The organism is Mycobacterium sp. E1386 (genome assembly GCF_001672745.1).
Lineage (GTDB): Bacteria > Actinomycetota > Actinomycetes > Mycobacteriales > Mycobacteriaceae > Mycobacterium.
In genome coordinates this window covers 1-15949 of record NZ_LZKH01000097.1, presented here as the reverse complement: position 1 = coordinate 15949, position 15949 = coordinate 1, and the positions used below count along the sequence as shown (strand labels likewise).

General features: G+C 66.6%; 17 protein-coding genes and 1 pseudogene. 11 read left to right on the top strand and 7 right to left on the bottom strand.

All coding sequences use genetic code 11. The annotated features are described in order from the left end of the window. Window positions 1–58: 58 nt before the first annotated feature. Complete coding sequence (locus A5709_RS11045) at window positions 59–910, bottom strand: LysR family transcriptional regulator (RefSeq protein WP_067949230.1); 852 nt, start codon at window positions 908–910, stop codon at window positions 59–61. A 171-nt stretch (window positions 911–1081) separates the two neighbouring features. On the opposite strand from A5709_RS11045, the gene A5709_RS11040 reads away from it, so the two are divergent. The 4 genes from A5709_RS11040 (at window position 1082) to A5709_RS11025 (ending at window position 4353) form a co-directional block, all read left to right on the top strand. Further along, a complete protein-coding gene (locus A5709_RS11040; RefSeq protein ID WP_082973842.1) occupies window positions 1082–2038 on the top strand; it encodes a DMT family transporter in 957 nt (318 codons plus the stop codon). A gap of 161 nt (window positions 2039–2199) precedes the next feature. Continuing rightward, entirely contained in the window at window positions 2200–3462 is a 1263-nt protein-coding gene (locus A5709_RS11035; RefSeq protein WP_067946554.1) for a TetR/AcrR family transcriptional regulator, read from the top strand. 268 nt (window positions 3463–3730) lie between these two features. After that, entirely contained in the window at window positions 3731–3955 is a 225-nt protein-coding gene (locus tag A5709_RS11030) for a hypothetical protein (RefSeq protein ID WP_067946551.1), read from the top strand. An 8-nt stretch (window positions 3956–3963) separates the two neighbouring features. Beyond that, window positions 3964–4353 carry a hypothetical protein gene (locus tag A5709_RS11025; protein ID WP_067946549.1) on the top strand — a complete coding sequence of 130 codons (390 nt, stop codon included), beginning with the start codon at window positions 3964–3966 and terminating at the stop codon, window positions 4351–4353. A gap of 66 nt (window positions 4354–4419) precedes the next feature. Here the strand turns inward: A5709_RS11025 and A5709_RS28395 are convergent, their stop codons facing one another. From A5709_RS28395 to A5709_RS11015, 3 genes are all read right to left on the bottom strand, one after another. Beyond that, complete coding sequence (locus A5709_RS28395; RefSeq protein ID WP_197520119.1) at window positions 4420–4587, bottom strand: hypothetical protein; 168 nt, start codon at window positions 4585–4587, stop codon at window positions 4420–4422. Window positions 4588–4671: 84 nt separating this feature from the next. Continuing rightward, window positions 4672–5361: a class I SAM-dependent methyltransferase gene (locus A5709_RS11020; protein ID WP_067946547.1), complete on the bottom strand. Its 690-nt coding sequence runs from the start codon at window positions 5359–5361 to the stop codon at window positions 4672–4674. A 61-nt stretch (window positions 5362–5422) separates the two neighbouring features. Further along, window positions 5423–6322 carry a class I SAM-dependent methyltransferase gene (locus A5709_RS11015; RefSeq protein ID WP_067946544.1) on the bottom strand — a complete coding sequence of 300 codons (900 nt, stop codon included), beginning with the start codon at window positions 6320–6322 and terminating at the stop codon, window positions 5423–5425. Between the two features lie 126 nt (window positions 6323–6448). Here A5709_RS11015 and A5709_RS11010 point away from each other — a divergent pair, with 126 nt between their 5' ends. Both A5709_RS11010 and A5709_RS11005 read left to right on the top strand, forming a co-directional pair. Beyond that, entirely contained in the window at window positions 6449–6871 is a 423-nt protein-coding gene (locus tag A5709_RS11010) for a nitroreductase family deazaflavin-dependent oxidoreductase (protein WP_067946542.1), read from the top strand. Window positions 6872–7231: 360 nt separating this feature from the next. After that, the gene (locus A5709_RS11005; protein WP_068119879.1) at window positions 7232–8719 is read left to right on the top strand and encodes a SulP family inorganic anion transporter; all 1488 of its coding nucleotides are present in this window, start codon (window positions 7232–7234) and stop codon (window positions 8717–8719) included. 101 nt (window positions 8720–8820) lie between these two features. On the opposite strand, the pseudogene A5709_RS27420 reads toward A5709_RS11005, so the two are convergent. After that, window positions 8821–8982: pseudogene (locus A5709_RS27420) on the bottom strand (LLM class F420-dependent oxidoreductase); the annotation flags it as partial. A 128-nt stretch (window positions 8983–9110) separates the two neighbouring features. On the opposite strand from A5709_RS27420, the gene A5709_RS11000 reads away from it, so the two are divergent. After that, complete coding sequence (locus A5709_RS11000; protein WP_197501088.1) at window positions 9111–10148, top strand: 2-hydroxyacid dehydrogenase; 1038 nt, start codon at window positions 9111–9113, stop codon at window positions 10146–10148. Between the two features lie 77 nt (window positions 10149–10225). Next, complete coding sequence (locus tag A5709_RS10995; RefSeq protein ID WP_068119877.1) at window positions 10226–11044, top strand: formate/nitrite transporter family protein; 819 nt, start codon at window positions 10226–10228, stop codon at window positions 11042–11044. A gap of 3 nt (window positions 11045–11047) precedes the next feature. On the opposite strand, the gene A5709_RS10990 is transcribed toward A5709_RS10995, so the two are convergent. Then, complete coding sequence (locus tag A5709_RS10990) at window positions 11048–11980, bottom strand: LLM class F420-dependent oxidoreductase (protein ID WP_068119875.1); 933 nt, start codon at window positions 11978–11980, stop codon at window positions 11048–11050. Between the two features lie 116 nt (window positions 11981–12096). On the opposite strand from A5709_RS10990, the gene A5709_RS10985 reads away from it, so the two are divergent. Further along, a complete protein-coding gene (locus A5709_RS10985) occupies window positions 12097–12534 on the top strand; it encodes an ATP-binding protein (protein WP_068119874.1) in 438 nt (145 codons plus the stop codon). Window position 12535: 1 nt separating this feature from the next. Here A5709_RS10985 and A5709_RS10980 read toward each other — a convergent pair whose 3' ends face one another. Continuing rightward, entirely contained in the window at window positions 12536–13894 is a 1359-nt protein-coding gene (locus tag A5709_RS10980) for a wax ester/triacylglycerol synthase family O-acyltransferase (RefSeq protein WP_068119871.1), read from the bottom strand. Window positions 13895–14099: 205 nt separating this feature from the next. On the opposite strand from A5709_RS10980, the gene A5709_RS10975 reads away from it, so the two are divergent. Together A5709_RS10975 and A5709_RS10970 are read left to right on the top strand one after the other, a co-directional pair. Beyond that, on the top strand, window positions 14100–15050 hold the full coding sequence (locus tag A5709_RS10975; protein WP_369827304.1) for a methylenetetrahydrofolate reductase: 951 nt from the start codon (window positions 14100–14102) through the stop codon (window positions 15048–15050). Further along, window positions 15047–15832: a class I SAM-dependent methyltransferase gene (locus A5709_RS10970; RefSeq protein ID WP_231986955.1), complete on the top strand. Its 786-nt coding sequence runs from the start codon at window positions 15047–15049 to the stop codon at window positions 15830–15832. The genes A5709_RS10975 and A5709_RS10970 overlap by 4 nt, the downstream gene beginning before the upstream one ends. The last annotated feature ends 117 nt before the right edge of the window (window positions 15833–15949 follow it).

The following is a 15949-nucleotide window of genomic DNA, read 5'->3' as shown; positions in this document are numbered from 1 at the left end:
CGAATCGTCTGCGAGAGCAGGGAATTCGGCAGTGGGTGGCGCTGCGCCGGAGCTAGGGTCAGTCCGCGGCGGCCAGCACGTCACGCACTGCATCGTCGACCGTGCTCAACAATTCGGGATCTATGCCTGCGCGGCCGCGAACCAGAACCGATGCGTTATTGGCCGGCGGCAGTCCCTCGGCCGGGCACAGCCCGTCGGGCAGCTTGCCGATCGTCGGCAGCAACGCCACTCCGAGCCCCGACCGTACCGCCGCGTACAGTCCGGACAGATCGCCGCACTCGGCAGCAATTTCATAGGGGATGCCGTGGTTTTCGAGGATGGCGAAGGCCGGCTCACGCAAGGTGCACGGCTCGGAGAAGATCACCAGTTGCAGTGGTTCGCGCGCGGGCACGGCCAGCGTCCGCGCCGAAATCCATTGCAGGCGAACGATCCCGGAGGCGTTGGCGCGGTCCAAGCCCGCCCCGTCGAGCATGATCGCCAAGTCGACCAGCCCGCGTTCGATCGAGTCGGCCAGGGACACGTTGCGGTCCAGCCGGAAGCGCACCCGCCGGTCGGGAAGCCGATCCCGCAGCACGCCGGTCAGTCCGGACAGCATCACGTCCGCGCCGTGCTCGGTGGCCCCGATCGTCAAAAGCTTGGGTTCGGTGGCGCCCAGGTCGTCAAGCGCGGTGTCGTGCGCGGCCAGTATCGCGCGGGCGTGTCGCAGCGCCTTCAGGCCAATCTCGGTGAACACGATGCCGCGCCCGGAGCGCTGGATCAGCGGCTGGCCGACCACGGTCTCGACTTTCCGCAGGTGCTGGCTCACCGCGGACTGACTCAGATGCAGCGCCGCGGCGGCGCGGTGAAACCCGCCGCAGTCGGCGACCGCGACGAGGCTGCGCAGCGGCGCGATGTCGAGCACCTGGGTCATAGCTGCACCATAGTCCGATTAGCAAATTCGATCAATCGGCACGTTGTTCAAACGAAATTCAAGACACGAACCGCGTTATCGATAAGGCATTGCGATCAATCGTGATCAGCAATAATCGTTGGACTGCGGGGGTCGGTCTGGGCCAGCATGGGTCGCATGGACTTGCCCCGGATGCCGCTGACCACCGCGTCGGCGGTGACGTTCTTCTACGCGCTCGGCTATCCCATCGGAGTGCTGGCGGTGACCGCCATGGCGCCCATGGCCGCGCTGGTGCTGCGATTCGGTTTGGCCGCAATGATTCTGGCGATCTGGGCCGCGCTGGCCAAGGCGCCCTGGCCGCGAGGAGCGCAGCTCGGCCACGTCGCGGTGGTCGGCCTGCTCATCCAAGCCGTGCAGTTCTGCTGCCTCTACGAGGCCGTCCAGCTCGGATCGCCAGCGGTGCTGTGTGCGGTGGTGATCGCGATGAACCCCGTCGCCACGGCCATCCTGGCCGCCGTGTTCTTGCGCGAGCCGCTGGGATGGCACCGGGTGGCCGCGCTCGGCTTCGGTGTCGTCGCGGTGTTGGCCGCATGCGCGCGAAGGCTTGCGGCCACCCATGGGGTCGACCCGGTCATCGTGCTGCTTGGGGTTGGGTTGCTTGGGCTTTCGGCCGGCGGCGTCTATCAGCAGCGGTTCTGTGCCGGTGTCGACTTTCGGACGATGAGCGCACTGCAGAATGCGGTCGGGCTGCTTCCCGCCGCGGCGCTGGCGATGCTGACGCCGTTCACCGTGCACGACGGGCGGCAGGCCGTGATCGCGGTCGCCGGCATGGTGCTGCTGAATGCGACGCTGGCGGTGAGCCTCTACGTCCGCGCCATCAATACCCACGGCGCGGGGGCGGTGGCAATGCTGTTCGCCGTAATTCCAGCGGTCGCCGGGGTGCTGTCGTGGCTCATCCTGGGTCAACGACCGGACGCCGGCGTCGCGGTCGGCCTGGTCTTGGGCGGCTTCGCCTGCTGGCTCAACAGCAGGGCGTCCCGGCCTCGTCGCGCGACGAAGGAGAGTGCTGAATCCATCCGGACCTGGGAGGGGTCTCCGGTTGGCCAGCCGGTTCATGCGTCGTGCGGGCCGTCGACGTCGCGAAGGTAGTACCCGCTCGGGCTTCGGATTTGCCGCGATGCCAAGCCATTCGGCCGACCGAGGGTGGCGGGCGGACGGCGGCGATCCGGATTCTCGGCGATGTGGCAGCCGTCTCCGAGAAGTGGACAGCCATGCGCCCGGCCCCGCACACTGCGGCTACGGTGATCTCTATGACGCCGGCCAGCCGTTCCTCCGCAAAGCCGGTAAAGCGCCGCCCCAAAGACCGCAAGGCGCAGATCGCCCGGGCCGCCTCAGACGCTTTCAGCGAGCTCGGCTACCACGCGGTCAGCATGGAAAACATCGCCGCTCGCGTCGGGGTCTCGGCGGCGGCGCTCTACCGGCACTCGCACGGCAAATACGACCTGTTCCGCTCCGCGGTCCTTGAACTCGGGCAGCGGCTCGTGGACGCCACGGAGTTCGCCGATCACCTGCCCGACGACGCCGATCCTGGGGAGACGCTACGTGCACTGATCGGATCGCTGATCGACACCGCGATTGTGAACCGCACCGCGGGGGGACTTTACCGGTGGGAAGGTCGCTACCTGCACGCCGAAGACCAGAGAGTGTTGTCCGAGCAGGTCAAGCTGGTCAACCGGCGTCTGCAGCGGCCGTTGATCAGCCTCCGGCCCAAACTGCAATCACGGGAGCGTTGGGTGCTCTCGGTGGCGGCGCTGAGTGTCGTCGGCAGCATCACCGACCATCGTTCCCGGCTGGGCGACGGCGAGATTCGGGCGACGTTGGCCGACATCGCGGCCGCCGTGATGAGGTCCGACGTGCCGGTGCCACCGGCCAGCAGGCCGAAATCCCAACGGGCAGCGACGATTACGAGCGCGGTCGGTAGCTACGAATTGCTGTTGCACGAATCGATCCGGTTGTTCAACGAACGGGGGTTCCGCGAAACCGGTATGGAGGACATCGCCACGGCTGTGGGCATACCGGTAGCGAGCATCTACCAGTACTTTCCGAGCAAGGCCGCGATACTGGCAGTCGCATACCGGCGCGGCGCCGACCAAGTCTCCGGTGACCTGTCCACTATTTTGGCCGCAGGCGGTGATCCGGAGCACTCGCTCACGCAGCTGATCGATGCCTTCGTCACGCGTTCGTTCGCCAACCCAGAATTGGCCCGTGTCTACTACACGGAGCGCAACAACCTGCCCGACACGGACGCGGTACTCCTCTACAACATCAACCGCTCCACCGTCGAGTCCTGGGCCCGGCTGGCCGTAGCGGCGCGACCCGACCTAACGCTCGGCCGCGCTCGATACGCCGTACACGCTGCGCTCGCACTCGCCGTCGACATCGGCCAGCTCGTGATGCCCGGCCCGAGCGAGCCCGCACGCATGACGGTGCGCCGCCTGATGGAAATCACGTTGCTTGGCGAATCTGACACAACTCCCCGCAAGGCCGCTAGGGGCGGGACGCAACGCCGCTGAGTCCACGGGGATGCACGCCGACTTCAGGTCGGAATGACGCTGCACTTGTTCTGGCGTCACTAAAGCGTGACGGCACGCCAGGCTGTCCCTAACACCATGCCGCTCAGGAAAACCTCTCGACCGGATGAATGGCTCCATGGCAACGAACGCTACCCAATATCTCGAATCATGATTAACATAGTCGCCATCCGTACCGGGCATCACGGACTCTCCACCTTGCTCTTGCGCCGACGCGCCCGGGGGAGGTTGCCGCGCGAAAGGCACGCCGATGCTGCACAGGCTTCGCCAACTACTGGACTACCAGTTGACGATCGCCGAGCTACTGGGCCTGGCCGTCCTGCTGGGCACGCCGTATCTGATCGTGGGCGTGATCTGGTCGTCCACCCATACGAGCCATCTACGTGACATGCACGGGATCGATTTGGTGGTGTCCTTTCTCGGCTCAATCGTGTCCTGGCCCGTGCTGCTGTTTGCCAACGTCTGCATGACGTAAGAATCGACATGACTAGACGCGGGCCCCTGGTTTTCTCGGTGGCCATAGTGGCCTTGGCCGCAGGACTTTTCGCGCTGCGCTTTCCGGTCTTCATCGACGCGTACGACCAGTACGGCTGGCAAGTCAAGTGCGGCAGCGGATTCACCACCGACCTGACCCAAGCGTCGAGTGCCGACAGCGGACCAGATCATGTGGTCCGATCAACCGGCGCCTCGCGCTCGAATTACGTTGCACGATGTGATGACGCGCTGACGATCCGGCGCGCGTGGGCAATCCCCACGGCAGCCTTAAGCGGCCTCACACTGACATGGCTGGCCACGATGGCACTCGCACACGACCGGCGGCGCACCGAAGTCGTTACTGATCATCCAATGGCTGACCACCTGCGTGATCCGTGATCTCCCACGGAGAACAGATGGCGATGATCGCGCCGGCGCGACAGCCCGGTCCCCTGGCAAAACCACCTACCGTGTGCTCTCGTCAGGCAGGTCACGCCGGGACTGGTGCAATCCCGGGGCGTCCGGGTCATCGTCCTGGTGATCCAGTTGCTCCTGCAACTTGCGCTGTTCCTCGGTCGCCTGCCTGGCGTCCTCGGGGGCGGGTGGTGGGTCGAAATTGACTTGCTGGTCCACGGGGGATCTCCTCTGAGCGTCTGCGTGCTCCAGTCAGGGTCTCCCGAATCCCACGCACCAAACCTGTCGGCTGTCCGTGGCCGGCTAGCCGAGGTGCGCGGACAGCAGCCAGGCCCCCATCGACTTGCGGCCGTTGCCCTCGTCGCGGATGTTTGCACCCCCGAAGGCCTGGAAGCCTTCCAGGAAGCTGTCGGGCACGTTGGCGTGAATCCGGGCCGGCCGGATGTCGTCAACCACCCAGTACTTGGAGACCACGTCCCGTAGCTCGTCCTCGGTGACCGCGTTGACCGGGCCGTCGGCCGGCATGCCCGCGCGGTCGAAGACGAGCACGAAATAGGAGGCGCCCGGTGCGGCGGCACGCACAATGGACTGCTGATAGCCCTCGCGCAACTCGACGGGCATCGAGTGAAAAAGGGTGCTGTCGACGATGGTGCCGAAGCGTCCGTCGTAACCGCCGAAAGCACTGATGTCGGCGACGTCGAACGTGGCATTGGCCAGGCCGCGCCTGGCGGCCTTCTCGCGTGCCAGTTTGATGGCGGTGGGTGACTGGTCCAGGCCCACCGTGGTGAATCCGCGCTCGGCGAGGAACAACGACACCGCCGCCTCCCCGCACCCCGCATCGAGCACGTCGCCATGGAACTTGCCGGCCTCGATGAGGGCCGCGATCTCCGGTTGCGGCTCGCCGATGCTCCACGGCGGCCGATTGCCTTCACCCATCTCGGGGGCCTCGCCCCGGTAGGCGGATTCGAACATATCTTGAGTCGGCTGAGACATACGACCTTTATATCAACGAGACTGATATATGTCAACGACCCTGATGCGTGCCAATCCGGACTTACCCGAGGGTCGCCGTCAGGTAACCGGAGTCTTCGCCGAACGAAGCCAGCTCGTCATCGGGCACCTGGAACCCATGGGCGGCGAAGGCCTGGTCGGTTGTCCGGATGTCGACGCGCCAGCCATGCCCGGCCAGGTACTCGGCCGCGGTGTTGCGGTCGCCGGTGTAGAAGAGTTCGGCCAGGTTGATCTTGGAGCCGAGACGCTGCGACCGTTCGGTCAGCTTCTGCGCCCAGTCCGACGGAATGTTGCGCAGATCCATGTGCTCGGTGGCGATCCGGCTGCCCGTCGCCGACAAGGCGACGATGTTGTCGAACAAGCGGTCCTGCGCCTCGGGCGGTAGGTAGACCAGCAGGCCTTCGGCGCTCCAGGCCGTCGGCGCCGTCGCGTCGAGTCCGGCCTCGACCAGCGCGGCCGGCCAGTCCTCGCGCAGGTCGATCGCCACCGTGCGGCGCTCAGCGGTGGGTTCGGCACCCAGCTCGGCCAGTACCCGCGTCTTGAACTCGATCACCTCGGGCTGGTCGATCTCGTAGACAATTGTTCCCGCCGGCCAGGCCAGCCGATAGGCCCTGGTGTCCAGTCCGGACGCCAGAATCACCGCCTGCCGAATACCGGATTCGGTTGCCTGCGTGAAGAAGTCGTCGAAGTAGCGGGTGCGCACCGTAATCTGTTCGTTCACGGCCCGGCGGTTCAGCAGGGGATCGTCGGACCGGTCGACCTCGTGATCGATGAGCTTGACGAAGACGTCGCTGCCTACGGCGCGAACCAGGGGATCGGCGAAGGGGTCGTTCAGCAGGGGGTCCGGCCCCTGCGAGGCGATCGCCCGTTGCGCGGCGACCGCCGTCGCGGTCGCTCCGACGCTGGAGGCCAAATCCCACGTGTCGTTCTCGGTGCGGGCCACTACCCGTCTCCTCTCCGCTATTAGTTAGCTCATTTAAGCGACTAAGCCCACTCTACGCTTCCTGGACCGACCATTCGCCGATGCGCCCGGGGGTGACGAAGGCGCGACGACGTGTTGAGATCAGGTATGGCCGACGACATCGAATTGAGCCCGAGGGACTGGGTACGCGAGCAGACCGAGCAAATCTTGAAACAGGGCACGACCGATGGGGTCGAGATTCTCGATCGGCCCGTCGTCCTGGTGACGGTCACCGGGGCGAAGTCCGGCAAAAAGCGTTACGTGCCAATGATGCGCGTCGAGAGCGAGGGTCGTTACGCGATGGTCGCGTCGAAAGGCGGCGCCCCCGCGCATCCGTCGTGGTATTTCAATCTGAAAGCCAATCCCGAGGTCACGTTGCAGGATGGCGAGAGGGCCGTCGCGCTGAGGGCACGCGAGCTCGCGGGGTTGGAGCGCGAGCAGTGGTGGAAGCGGGCCGTCGAAGCCTATCCGCCCTACGCGGAATATCAGACCAAGACGACGAGGCAGATACCGGTCTTCGTGCTGGAGTAATGAACCGCGCGTCAACCTGTTTCGGTAAATAGCGCCGCCGGATATTTCGCCGCCGCCCACGGCAAAAGATTTGCATTCGATATGCGGGCGGGCCGTCAGGTTGCGACCCGCTTGACTGCCCCATACGTTCGATATGCATAAGGCCGCACACGCCTGGCACAACAACGACGTTTGTGGAGATCAGAAATTGCCAGTGCCACAGGGCTTTACATCGCAACGATCCGGGCGCATCACGGGCTGATATCCGGCGCGCTTCCTCATGCACATCTCCAGGGAGGGCCGATGCAACACGCCGGGACGGCGGGTCGACAAGACTCCGAAACAGGTCAACCAACTCGAGCTGACCGGTGGCGTGCGGCCATGCAATACGACTTGCCGGCCTCGTTAGTGGTTTTCCTGGTGGCACTTCCGTTGTCACTCGGGATCGCGATCGCCTCGGACGCGCCAGTACTATCCGGCTTGATAGCGGCGATCGTCGGCGGGATCGTCGCCGGGTGTATCGGCGGATCACCGTTGCAGGTCAGTGGTCCGGCCGCTGGGCTCACGGTGGTCGTCGCCGACCTGGTCTCCCAGTTTGGCTGGGCGGTAACCTGTTTGATCACGGTGATCGCGGGAGGACTGCAGGTCATGCTGGGAATCAGCCGGATTGCGCGCGCCGCCTTGGCGATCTCACCGGTTGTCGTGCACGCCATGCTGGCCGGCATCGGAATCACCATCGCGCTGCAGCAGGTGCACGTATTGCTGGGCGGCGAATCGCAGAGCTCGGCCTGGACAAACGTCGTCGGCCTGCCTGCGCAGATCGTCGGCGCGCACCTGCCGGGGCTCGTGCTGGGCCTGCTCGTCATCGCCATTCTGATCGCCTGGCGGCGGGCGCCGGCGCGATTGGCCAAGATCCCTGGCCCACTGGTCGCCATCGTCGTCGTTACGATCATGTCGGTCACGTTGCCGTTCAACGTATCCCGCATCAGGTTGGAAGGCTCGGTGCTGGAGGCGCTGCAGCTGCCGCAACTCCCGGATGGGAATTGGGGAGCCGTCGTGATCGCGGTGATCACTGTCACGCTGATCACCAGCGTTCAGAGCCTGCTGACCGCGGTCTCGATCGACCGCATGCACACTGGGCAGCGCACCGATTTCAACCGCGAGCTGATCGGACAGGGCGCGGCCAACATGGCGTCCGGCGCAATCGGCGGGCTTCCCATCGCCGGCGTGATCGTGCGCAGCGCGGCTAATGTCAACGCTGGAGCCAAAACCCGCGCCTCGACGATCATGCACGGGGTCTGGATTCTGCTGTTTGCCGTCCCGTTCGCGGGATTGGTCGAACAGATCCCGACCGCGGCGCTCGCCGGCTTGCTCATCGTCATCGGTATCGAGCTGCTCAAGCCTGCTCACATCGAGACAGCCTTGCGCAACGGCGATCTCATGGTCTATCTGGTGACCATTGCCGGTGTCGTTTTCCTGAACCTGTTGCACGGCGTCATGATCGGGCTGGCCGTGGCGATCGTGGTGACCGGATGGCGGGTGGTTCGGGCCAGGGTGGAGGCCAGGCATGTGGGCGACGAATGGCATGTGTTCATCGAAGGGGCGTGCACGTTCCTGGCCCTGCCCCGGCTGACGGGTGTTCTCGCGACGATCCCCGAACGCACCAGGGTCACCGTCCACCTGACGGCCAACTACCTCGATCACGCTGCCCACCAAGCCATCAGCGACTGGCAGCGTCGGCACTGTGCCACGGGGGGAGCGGTGACGGTTGACAGCGGACCGATGGAATCCTATGGGGGCGTGCGTAAGCCGTCCAAGGCCAACCGTCGCGCGGTTCACCTCAGCTTGGTCGAAGCGGACACTGGCTAGCTCCGTCGCCACGCTCAGGACGCGTAGGCCGTAGGGTTCCGCTACGTCAGGTCGGCGGCGATCCGCTTCAGCACGGCAAGGTGATCATCGACGGTGTCTTAGGGGCCGTCCCACCCCTGGTGCACGTTCGGGTCGGCGCCCACCACGTGGTCGTAGGCGAGGATGTGGGTGAATCCGAGTCCTTCGACGCCCTCGCCGTACGCGCGCACGACCGCGGGGTCTCCGCCGAGCTCGGTTTGCGGGAACACAACTCCTATGCGCATTGGCGGTGCAACCAAGCCGCAGCGGAATTGCTTCCCGCGCGCGATGAAAAAGTCTGGGACGGTGCCGTCTTCGCGCCTCTCGGCAAGTGGTCGCTCGAAGCGACGGTTTTGAGGTGGTACCCGGGGGAATGTCCGACACCGTCGGGTCCTTCAACGAAGGGTGCCGCCCGAATATTTCGCCGAGACCCGATGATGGTCGGGTGACAACGAAAAAGATCAGGGACGCGCTGCGGATCGGTGACTTCGAGCCGACGTTCGAAGCCGAGCTGACCGCGCGCTACGAGATTCCGAAGCTCCCCGACGGCCCGGGGCGAGCCGATTTCCTGGCCGAGCACGCGGCCGACGTTCGGGTGGTGCTCACGTCGGGGTCGCCCGGCGTCGACGCCCACACGATCGCGGCGCTGCCCCACCTGGAGGCGATCGTCAACAACGGCGCCGGGGTAGACCTGATCGACCTGCCGGCGGCGCGGCGTCGCGGCATCGGCGTCAGCAACACCCCCGACGTGCTGTCGGACACCGTGGCCGACACCGCCCTGGGCCTGATCCTGATGACGCTGCGCCGTTTCGGGGCCGCCGACCGCTACGTGCGGGCGGGCAGCTGGGTGCGCGACGGCCCATTCCCCTACGCCCGCGACGTCAGCGGCCTGCAGGTCGGGATCTTGGGCCTGGGCCGCATCGGTTCGGCCATAGCGGCCAGGCTGGCCGGATTCGACTGCGCCATCGCCTATCACAACCGCCATCGCATCGACGGATCGCCGTACCGCTATGCCGACTCGCCCTTTCAGCTGGCCGAATCGGTCGACGTCCTCGTCGTGGCCACCACGGGCGACCCCAACGCGCGCCATCTGGTCGACCGAAGCGTCCTCGAGGCGTTGGGGCCCGAGGGTTACCTCGTCAACATCGCGCGCGGCAGCGTCGTCGACCAGGACGCGCTGGTGGAGTTGCTGGCCGGCGGTGCCCTGGCCGGCGCGGGGCTGGACGTCTTCGTCGACGAACCCCACGTGCCGGCCGAGCTGTTCGACATGGACAACGTGGTGCTCTTCCCACACATCGGCAGCGCCACCGCAAGGACTCGGAGGGCGATGGCGCTGCTGGCGATCCGCAACCTGGAGACTTACCTCGACACCGGTGAGCTGGTGACACCGGTGCTGCGACCGCGCAAGTGACAGCGGGGGTGCGCCTCTGTCAGATGCCTCACACCAGATGGTCCGGCACCCGATTAACGGGTACTAGGCCATCCACCATGAGTGACACGACCCAACGCCAGCTCGGAGACACCGACAGTCCCATCGAGGACGAGCTCGAGGATGCCTTCAGCAGGATGCTCAGCGAGGGCACCCAGCGTCTGCACCGCACCTGGCGCGGCGTGTTGGTCACCGGCTTTTTCGGCGGGACCGAGGTGGGGATCGGAGTGCTCGCCTACCTGTCGGTGCTGGACGCGACACACCGGCCACTGTTGGCCGGATTGGCTTTCTCGATCGGCTTCCTGGCCCTGCTTCTGGGCCGCAGCGAGCTGTTCACCGAGGGCTTCATCATTCCCGTCGTGACCGTGGCCGCCAAACGCGCCAGCTTCGGGCAGCTGGCCAAGCTGTGGGGCGGCACCATGCTCGCCAACCTCGTCGGCGGTTGGGTGATCATGTGGCTGATCATGACCGGTTTCCCCGAGCTGCACGCCCAGACCATCGAGTCCGGCACCCATTTCGCCAGCGCGCCGGTGTCGGCGCAGAGCATGGTCCTGGCGATCCTCGGCGGCATGGTCATCACGTTGATGACCCGGATGCAGCACGGCACCGATTCCGTGCCGGCCAAGATCGCCGCGGCCGTCGCCGCCGCGTTCCTGCTCGCCGGGCTGCGGTTGTTCCACTCGATTCTTGATTCGCTGCTGATCTTCGGCGCGCTGGTCACCGGGAACGCGCCCTTCGGTTACCTGACGTGGCTGGGCTGGTTCGGCTACACCGTGGTGGGCAACATGATCGGCGGGCTGCTGTTCGTGACCTTGCTGCGGCTGCTGCGCAGCAAGGATCGGCTCGAGGAGGAACGCGCAGACGCCGAGTCGCTGTGATCCTCAAAGCAGTTGCGGCATAACCTCACTCGCCAGCAGTTCCAGGTGCGCCAAATCGGTTAGGTCCAGCAGCTGGGTGTAGACGCGTTGCACGCCGAGGAGTTTCCACGCGCCCAAGTTGTCCACGATCTCCGCGGGAGTGCCGACCAGCGGGCTGTTCGAGCGCAGCTCGTCGAGGTCGCGGCCGATCGCGGCGGCGCGGCGGGCCACCTCACGGTCGTGACGGCCGGCGCAGAGCACGAACGCGCTCGAGTAGACCATCGAGCCGGCCGGTCTGCCCGCCTCGGCGACGGCGTCCGCTACCCGCTGAAATTGCTTCTCGGCCACGTCGATCGGCGCGAACGGGATGTTGAACTCGGCCGCGTACTTCGCCGCCAGTTGCGGGGTGCGGTTGGCACCGAGACCGCCGATCACGATCGGTGGATGTGGGCGCTGCGTCGGTTTGGGCAGGGCCGGCGACCCGGTGATGGTGTAGTAGTCGCCGGCGTAGTCGAAGGTCTCTCCAGGTTTCGTCGTCCACAGCCCGGTGACAATGGCGAGCTGTTCACTGAGCCGGTCGAACCTCTCCCGCAGCGGGGGAAAGGGAATCCCGTATGCCTGGTGCTCCTTCTCGAACCAACCGCTGCCCAGGCCGAATTCGACGCGCCCCGCGCTCATGTCGTCCACCTGTGCCACCGCGACGGCCAGCGGACCCGGATAGCGGAACGTTGCGGAGGTCACCAGGGTGCCCAGCCGGATGCTTGACGTCTCCCTCGCGATCGCGCCCAGGGTCACCCACGAGTCGGTGGGACCCGGCAGTCCGTCGCCGCTCATCGCCAGGTAGTGGTCGGACCGAAAAAACGCCGCGAAGCCCAGTTGCTCAGCGGTTTGGGCTACGGCGACCTGATCGGCGTAACCGGCGCCCTGTTGCGGTTCGATGAAGGCACGGAATTCCATAGGATCCCTCTGTATGTCGTTGTACGGCAACCCGATTCCGAACGTGTACCCGCCTGTGGCCAAAGCGAGACGCGAACGGGTTTAGCACCCCACCCGCACGTGGGTATGCCCTTAGCATGACCTCACTACTTCCACCCAGGGTCGTGACGCCCGCGCGATTGACCTGCGCCGGCTCCGCCGACGCGGTCACGGCGGCGGGAATGCGCCGTGCCCTGCGCCGGTGGCTCCAGGAAGTGACCGAGGCCCCGGCCGAGGTGCGCGACGACATCATTCTGGGCGTCAACGAGGCGCTGGCCAACTGCGTCGAGCACGCATACCGCGCCCAGAACACGGTCGGCACCATGAAACTGCAGGCCAGCTACGATCCTGCCGCCCAATCGATTAGCGTTTGTGTCAGCGATCGTGGATCCTGGCACCACCCCTCCCCGCAGCGGCTCAACGATCCGCGGCGATCCCGCGGCCTGATGCTGATGCATGCGCTCGCCGACCACTGCACCATCAACGCCCGGCCGAACGGCACGACGGTGTACCTGGACTACACCACCAGGCCCTAACTCACACGCCGACGGCGCGCTCGAGGTCCTTCAACGAGGTCTCCAAGTGGCCCAGCAGCCGCTGAAGGTGCGGAACACTGCGGCGGCAACCCACCAGACCGAAGTCGAGGTTGTCGGCGTTGTTGGTGACCGTGATGTTGACCGCCTGCCCGTCGAGCGGGATGGACAGCGGATAGTTGCCGTCCAACCGGGCGCCACGCCAGTACAGCGGCTCGGAGGGACCGGCCGAGACGTTGGAGATGACGATGTTGAAGGGCGGTGAGGCAGCCGACAGGTACCCGGGGATCAGCCCGAAGAACAGGCCGCCGATATTGAACGCCGACAGGGCCAGTTGCTGGACCGGTGGCAGTTGCTGGAATACCTCTTTGGTGTCGCGGATCGACGTGCTGACGATCTCCAGGCGCCGCCCCGCGTCATCGAGGTCGGTCGCGAGGTTGCACAAGAACGTGCCGACCAGGTTGCCGCCGCGGTCGTCGTCGGCCTTGCGCAGATTTACCGGCACCATCGCGGTCAGCGGCGCGTCGGGCAGGGCATCCTGGTCCAGCAAGTAGGCCCGCAGCGCCCCGGAGCACATGGCGAGCACGACGTCGTTGACCGTCACCCCGGCCGCCGACTTGATCGCCTTGATCCGGTCCAGCGACCAGGACTGCGCGGCCACCCGCCGGGCACCGCCGATCCGGACGTTGAACATGCTGCGCGGCGCCCGGAACGGCAGGGTCAGTTGCTGTTCGAGCAGCGCCGCCCGGGCCAGCTTCAGCGTGGATGGCGCCAAGGCGAGCGCCGACCCCGCCGTGCGGCCGGCACGCTCGATCAGCGACTGGTTCTTCTGACCCTTGCTGCGTTTGCGCGGCCCCAGGGTCCACGGGACGCGCACCTCGTCGTCGTGCGGGTCGGGGGTGAACGCGCGCTGCACCAGCCGCATCGCGGATACGCCGTCCATCAGGGAGTGGTGGTACTTCGTGTACACGGCGTACCGGCCGTCCTGGAGCCCCTCGACGAGGTGGGCTTCCCACATCGGGCGGTGACGGTCGAGCAGGCTGCCGTGCAGCCGGGACGCCAGCTCCAGCAGATCGCGGACCCGCCCCGGTTCCGGGAGCGCCGAGCGGCGCAGGTGATAGTCGAGCTCGACGTCGTTGTCGAACGACCACGCGAGGTTGGTCAGTCCGCCGAAGAAGGCGGGGTGCTTGCGAAACAGTGGCTGCACGTCAGTGCATTCGAGCATGGCCTGATAGGCCTCACGCACGAAATGGGGCCCGGCGTCCTCGGGCGGCTCGAAAAGCTGAAGCGATCCCACGTGCATCGGGTGCTCGCGGGACTCCCCGATGAGGAACAGCGCATCCGTCGGCGATATCGGTTCCATGGTCAACCCCGTTCATTTCGCTGCACCGTCCGCGCGGTACACGCCCATCTCCTAGTAGCCGCGGTGAGCGTTTGCTAATCCCGAAAGGCGATTCCGAATCCGGTCCCGGGCCGAAGGGCTTGCGGGCGCCGTCGTTTGGGTACATGGATGCGAACACTGGCGCACGGGGAGTTGAATGTCGGCGGGTTTGGAGTGTCCGAAACGGATGGAGTTCGGACCGTGCGGCGGGGTGCGACCCGACGGCCAATGCGAGATGCGGCCGGGTGCGTGCGCGTTCGACGACGTGGTGGCGTGGTCAGGCCCTCAACCCGCGGCGCGTCCCGCTCGTGCGCCGTTGGTGCTCACCGACTTCAGTTGCTCCCCGTTCGATCGCCGCGACGACGCGGCGACCGCGGCCGCGCTGGCGCCCGGATGCGATGCCGTCCTCGTCGGGGAGCATCAGAACAAGCCCGATTTCCCGCCGACGCTCATGGGGTCACTGCTGCTCGACGCCGGCGTGACGCCGTGGATCACGCTGTCGTGCCGAGACCGCAACCGCGTGCTGCTCGAGCAGGAACTACGGGGGTTGCGCAGCATCAACGTGGAGACGGTGTTGTGCGTGACGGGCGACGGGCGCGGCTATGACGTGCGTCCGGACGTCACGCAGACCTTCGACCTCGACGGTCCCCGCCTGGCCTCGCTGGCCGCTTCGACGGGCGTGGTCGCCGCGGTGCCCGAAACGCCTACCGCCCCGCCCGTACACGCCCGGCCCGCCCGGTTGGTCGAGAAACAACGGGCAGGAGCGAGCCTGGCGGTCCTCAACCACGTGCCCCGTCCGGAGATCGTCGCCGACTTCATGACCATGGCGCGGGCCGTGGGTCTGGCGATCCCGGTGATCGCGGCGGTCGCAGTGTTCACCGACAACGCCTCCGCGGCGGTGCTAGAGGGCTTGCCCGGCCTGAAACTCGATCAGGCGGTGACGGAGCGGGTATTGGGCGCGCCGGATCCGGTGGCCGCGGGGATCGCGGCGGCGGTGGCCGAGGCCCGCGCGCTGCTCTCGATCGAAGGCGTCGACGGAGTCAACGTGTCGGGTCTGGCGTCCGCGTCGGGCGGGCGCGCGGGGGCGGAAATCAAGGCGGAGGTCGGTCGTCGAATAAGGGTGGGGGCGTCGTCGTGACAGAAGCGATGGAGGCAGAGTTCGACACCGTCGCCGAGTGGACGGCGCAAGTGGCGGCCGACCTCGGGCCGGACTATTACGTGCCCGCCGGTTGCCGGGGCAGCGGCAGTCCGGCCGCCCTCGACTGGTTGATAGCGGAGATGGCCCTGGCGCCCGGTGCCACGTTGCTGGACTCCGGGGCGGGCGTCGGGGGCCCCGCGGCCTACGCGGCCCGAGAGCGCTCGGTGCGGCCGGTACTCGTCGAGCCGGAGACGGGTGCATGCCGCGCGGCGAAGAAGTTGTTCGGCTTCCCGGTGGCGTGCGCGGTGGGGTCGGCCCTACCGGTGGCGGACTCGAGCTTCGACGCCGCGTGGGCACTTGGCGTGTTGAGCACGACACCGGATCACCTCGCGGTGCTCGAGGAGCTGCGCCGCGTCGTCCGGCCGGGCGGCCGGATCGGTCTGCTCGTCTTTGTATCCCACGGGAACGAAGCGAACGAGACGTTGGACGGCAACCATTTCCCGACGCCCGCCGGGCTAGTCGAGCTGGTTCGGCGCGCGTCGCTGCACGTCGAGGAACGGCTCGGCACCACCGACCTGCCGCCGATCTCCGACGCGTGGAACGAGCGGGTCGACGCCGTGACGGACGCCCTGAGCGACCGGCACGGGCACACGGAGGCCTGGCAGTTGGCCGAACGCCAGAGTGCGCAGATCGGGCGGTTGCTCGACAAGGGGACGCTGGAGGAGCTACGGGTCGACCCGAGGGTCGCCGAGATCACCGCCGCCTTCCGCGAGTCGGCGTAACGGATTCTCACTCGTGCCGCAGCACCAGCAGCTCGCTGGTCAGCGTCCCCTTGTCGAGCAACCGCCCGATCTGCGCACTCTGGCGTTCGGCCAACTGCCAGGCCTCCGTGTGCCCGT